Origin of the sequence: Guyparkeria halopsychrophila (assembly GCF_044582135.1) — a bacterium.
Taxonomy (GTDB): domain Bacteria; phylum Pseudomonadota; class Gammaproteobacteria; order Halothiobacillales; family Halothiobacillaceae; genus Guyparkeria.
This window is the reverse complement of sequence record NZ_JBDODP010000043.1, coordinates 1-4,863: the sequence shown is the minus strand read 5'-3', so window position 1 is coordinate 4,863 and position 4,863 is coordinate 1. Positions and strand designations below refer to the sequence as shown.

The window sequence follows — 4,863 nt, the reverse complement described above, 5'->3', positions numbered from 1 at the left end:
ACCTTCGCCGGCGTCACCGCCGACGGAACCAGTGATGGTGATGGTCTCGCCGGATTCTTCCTCGTTGATCACGTCATCGCCCGCGATGGTGTCGATCGTGATCGTGGCCTCGGCCTGGGTGTCGAGTAGGGCCGTGTCGGTGTCGGTGGCTTCGTTGCCGGCCTGGTCGCTCACGGTGGCCGTGGCGGTGAGCTCCCCGTCGGACAGCGAGCTCAGGTCTTCGACGACCTGGTAGCTGCCATCCGATTGGACGATGGCGCTAGTGGTCACCGTGTTATCACCATCGGTGACCGTAATGGAGACCGTCTGCCCGGCCTCCACCTTGGTCGTGGTCCCGGAAATCAGGCTCTCGGTGACGGTCTCGGCGTTCTGGTCGTCCAGGTTGACGGTGATGGCCGGGGTCGTTTCCTCCGGCGCGGTGGGTTCGGTCGGCTCAACTGGCTCGACGGCTTCATCCGCCGCGGCAACGCCGGTCACGCCCGGTGTCGGCTCATTGGGTACACGGGTGGGGTCGGCAAAGTTGAATGCCAGCGGATCGATCTGTTCGACGATGCGCGTGACTTCGACCAGTGTCCGGCCGCCGCCAGCGTCCCCGCCAGTCGTTCCGGCGGCGGGAGCTTCCAATTCCTCGAGGATGTCGCCATCCCCTTCAAGCAGGGCGAGCACCTCTGCGACGCCTGGGTCGGTCACCGCTTGCTCGTCGGCGCTGGGCTCGGCTTCGGCGAGCATTTCGGGCGAGATCAGCAGGGACTGGCCGCTGGCTAGCTGGACGGTGTCGCCATTGCTGAGGTCGAGCTCGACTCGAGCCCCTTGGGCGGTGACAACGGTTTCGCCGGCAAACACGGTATCTCCGGCGCGAAGCATGCGCATCTCGCCGTCTGCCGAGCGTGCCCAGACATCCCCTTCAACTTCCAGAATAACCGCGATTGCTTCTGCCATGACCGTCTCTCCGTCGGTGTCTCGACCTGCACAATGGGATAGGCGGCAGGTAGAAATGTGTCTTTGTGCACGGAGTGTCGAGCAGCACGCCCCCTTCGTCTATTGGCCAAAGGTACAACCGGGGTCGAGCCACCTGATGGCGGGCGATGGGTCTGGCCTATCGTGGCAGCATCCGCTCGAAGCATTCGATGCGGCTCCGAAGCGTGTCGCGATCGGATTCGAATTCGAGATGCTCGACCACGAACCGCGCGGTTCGCACCACCACGCCCCATCGTGGCCGTTTGGGCAGGGTGTCGGGATTCAAGTAGCGGTCCAGCGTCCGTGTTTTCCTTGCCGAGCCGTCCAGGGTGACCGCCCACAATCGGCTTTTCTCTGCCAGTTCGGCGCGGCTGGTTCCGGTCTGTACCTGCCAGAGGGTCACGCTGCATTCGAGCAGCTTGACCAGCAGCAACCTCGGGTCCTCCGGCTCGTTTTCCGTCGGGGAGCGGCTTTTTTCCTGCAATGCCCAGCGCATTTGCTCGTTTTCGTGCACCCGCAGGTGAGCCCCGACGCGCGCCAGCATTTCTTGACGCCAGAATGGCTTGGCGAGGTGGTCGTTGGCGCCGGCCTCGAGCCCTTCGACGACATCCTCGGGACGGGTGCGGGCTGTGACGAGAATGATCGGTAGGGTGTTGGCGTCGAATTCCTCTCGCAGGCGCTGGCACACGGTCAGGCCACTCATGTCCGGCATCATCACGTCCAGGAGCACCAGCTCGATACGACGCTGACTGGCCAACTCCAGCGCCCTGGTGCCCGAGTGGGCAACCAGTGTCCGGTAACCGGCCTGGTGGAGTTGTTCTTGCAGTACGACCGCCGCGGTGGGGTCGTCGTCGACGATCAGGATGGTCGTCTCCCTACCAGTGGTGTTTTCTGCCTCCTCACCATGGTCATGGCGGACCGGCGATTCGATCCGTGTTTCCCCGATCGTGGGTGCGGTGGCGGCCACGTTGTCGTCCTTGGCGACAGGTAGGCAAAAGCGAATCGTCGTGCCGACGCCACTCTGGCTCTGCAGGACGAGTTCGCTCTCGTGTCGCTCCAGTAGGGCGCGGCTGATGGCAAGGCCCAGGCCGAACCCGCCGCGGCCGTCGAGGCTCGAGTCATGCCCTTGTTCGTAGGGTCGCTGCATGCGATCCAGTTGGTCCTTCGGAATCCCGATACCGGTGTCTTCCACGGTAAACGCAATGTGCTTGTCCTCCCGGCGGGCGGAAACGCGGATGCGGCCCTCGTCGGTGAACTTGATGGCGTTGCCGATCAGGTTGAACAGTACCTGGTACAAGCGGTCCGGGTCGGCGTTAATGGACGGCAGGCCTTCCTCTACCTTGGCTTCGAGTACCAACGGGCGAGCGCCGATCAAGGGCTGGCAGGTGGCCATGACGCGCTCAATCATGGGGGCAACCGCGGTGGGTTGCCGCCGGATCGGCAGCTCACCGTGCTTGAGCTGGGTAAACGAGATGGTGTCATCCACCAATCGCGCCAATCGCCGCCCGCTCTGGATGATCAGATCGAGCCCCTGACGTGTTTTCGAATCCTCGCGTGGCAGGGATTCGGCCAGGCCGATCATGGCATGCAACGGGGTGCGCAGTTCGTGCGAGGTGTTCGCCAGGAACTCGTCTTTCAATCGGTTGGCGCGCCGCAATGCGGTCTCCAGACGCAGGCTGCGTTCGAAGGCCCGCGCGTTGCGTCGGGCCAGTGCGAGGCTATGCAGGCTCATGGCCGCTAGGACGCCCACGCTGGCCACCGCATCGCGCGCGCCCGCCTCGTTGAACCAGTAGATCTGCAGGGCGGCCGTAAGCGCGACGATGCCGCTGCCCAACAGGGTCAGGCCCGCATCGGGACGATTGCGTCGGACCGCCTGCATGAGGGCGAGCAATGCAAGGCCCAGCAGAGCGACGACGAGATAGAGCAGCCAGCCGATGGTGACGCTACGGACGAGTCCCGGGTCGGCAAGGGCAATCAGCAAGTAGACGATCACCGGCAAGGCGGTCCAGCGGACGAGGCGGGGTGGAAGCTCGCGCGGGAACAGGGCCGAGAGGAACCACAGATAGCTAATGCCGGCGGCGAGTGCCGAGAAGCCGTCGAGCGGTCGGGCCAACTGGATCGGGATATGTAGCCCCATCGCCTCGAGCAACTGGGCGGACAGGGTGGTCTGGATCGACCAGAAGATCACGGTCAGGCCGAAGAACAGGTAGGCGCGCTCGCGGCGACGAATCACGAACAGGATCAGCTGCGACAGACCGATCAGCATCAATGCACTGGTCGTGATCAATTCGATTGCCCACAGGCCCTGGACGGCCTCTGGCGTGCCGATTTCGATTGGTCGTGGAATGCCAGCGATGCGTGCGCTGAAGTTGCTCACATGGAGCAGGATGTCGATCGTCTCTCCTGGCTGGTCGATCCACACGGTTCGTTGCCCGTAGTCGGGGCGGGCATCGGCTTGGGTGCTGGCCGGCGTGCCGACGCTTGCGACTTCCTCGCCATCGACGTAGAGCCGGTAGGCCGAGTAGATCAGGGGGACTCGCAGCAGCAGCGACTCGGGTCGGTCGTCACCCAGTTCGAGGCGCAACCGGTAGCTGGCATGACCCTGGGGGGGCAGGGGGGCGCCGTCGACCTCGATCTGTGTCCAGCTGCTGGGCAGGCGAACGGTCGCCTCGGGTGTCGGGCTGCGCTGGTCCGCGGGTGAGAGGAAGGTGTTCCAATGGAACTCCCACGGGCCGTCCAGCGAGAGCGGGGTACGCGGATCGGTCGGCAGGTCGGAGGCGTGGGTTGTTCCCCCCGGTAGTGCCAGTGCGTTGGCACACAGCAGCAGGCAGACGGTGATTACGTGTCGGACCGAACGGGCCACGCGCATGGATGGCATCCCTGTCGATTGGAAGAAGGATCGTCAAGTCGACTTTTATACGGCGATCCGTGTGTGGGGTCCAGCAATGAACCGTGATGGTTCCCTTGGATATTGACGCCAAGGTGCTGGCGAGCAGAAAAGCCGGGGCGGGCGTGAGGCATAGCGCGGCTATGACGTGTCCCGCCGGTGGGGTGGCGACGAATTCCTGGTGATGCTGTACCCGTCAACCGAGGCACACATGGAGACGGTCGCCGAGCGGCTGCGGGCGCGTGTCGAGGCCAATGTCGCCGTCGGAGGACAGGCCACTGCGGTGAGTGTCGGCGCCTACTGCGCTGAAGGCACCGAACCGGTCTCCCAGATCCTCGCCCGGGCAGACCGCGCCCTCTATCGGGCCAAGGAGCGGGGCACAACCGGGTTTGCCTCTACACGGACGAACGGCTGCCCTGAAATGATGGCCCGGGATGGATTCCGGCGGTCGACTCGGTGTTATCCAAGCAGGCCCGGCAGCAACGTCACCACCGCCACCGTGCTGAGCGTGATGCGAAGGCGGAAGAACCATTCCCGGATTATCTCCTGCCGGCGCGCGGCCGCATCCAGGAGCACCATCAAGGCAAAGCCGCTCGCCAGCATCAGGGTGCCCGCCGCGGTCGGAACGAGTAGCACCGCCGGCCATGCCCAGAGTGGGGGCAGCACGCTCAGCCAGAACCAGCCCGGCATGTGTCGCAGCAGGGCCAGCCCCCAGTAGATCCCACCGAGAAAGCTCAGGATCAGCGCGGCGTAGGCGTGTTGCGCCGCGATCGCCGCCTCGGCATGGGCCGGTTCAAACCAGAGGACAAGCAGTGGGATGACGAACGGGATCAGCCCGGCGTAGCCGGCCAGGCGGGCGTGAAAGGCAGCGGTCTGTTCAAGGCTTCGGGCCATGGCGGCTCCTCGTGACGTTCGGTTAACGCCATGAAAGCCTAGACCGTGGAGACGGGATCGTGGGGACAGGGGTGGGCCGTTTGGCGATCCCAAGCACGAAAAAGCCCGGCGAGCATGATGCTGCC

3 protein-coding genes and 1 pseudogene are annotated in these 4,863 nt (G+C 64.6%); 1 reads left to right on the top strand and 3 read right to left on the bottom strand.

Annotated elements, in window-relative coordinates:
• Together ABGV18_RS11370 and ABGV18_RS11365 are read right to left on the bottom strand one after the other, a co-directional pair.
• Positions 1 to 939 (bottom strand): retention module-containing protein (locus ABGV18_RS11370; RefSeq protein ID WP_396582500.1); only part of this gene is annotated, 939 nt, incomplete at its 3' end.
• A gap of 157 nt (positions 940 to 1,096) precedes the next feature.
• Complete coding sequence (locus ABGV18_RS11365) at positions 1,097 to 3,826, bottom strand: response regulator (protein WP_396586132.1); 2,730 nt, start codon at positions 3,824 to 3,826, stop codon at positions 1,097 to 1,099.
• A gap of 166 nt (positions 3,827 to 3,992) precedes the next feature.
• Here ABGV18_RS11365 and ABGV18_RS11360 point away from each other — a divergent pair.
• Positions 3,993 to 4,217 (top strand): annotated as a pseudogene (locus ABGV18_RS11360) (diguanylate cyclase domain-containing protein); the annotation flags it as partial.
• Positions 4,218 to 4,303: 86 nt separating this feature from the next.
• Here the strand turns inward: ABGV18_RS11360 and ABGV18_RS11355 are convergent.
• Positions 4,304 to 4,738, bottom strand: coding sequence for a DUF3429 domain-containing protein (locus ABGV18_RS11355; RefSeq protein WP_396582498.1), 435 nt, complete (start codon positions 4,736 to 4,738; stop codon positions 4,304 to 4,306).
• Between the last annotated feature and the right edge of the window lie 125 nt (positions 4,739 to 4,863).

Bases quoted from the DNA above. Each gene is read 5' to 3' on its own strand.
- ABGV18_RS11355 (WP_396582498.1), bottom strand. From the start codon at position 4,738: ATGGCCCGAAGCCTTGAACAGACCGCTGCCTTTCACGCCCGCCTGGCC.
- ABGV18_RS11365 (WP_396586132.1), bottom strand. From the start codon at position 3,826: ATGCGCGTGGCCCGTTCGGTCCGACACGTAATCACCGTCTGCCTGCTG.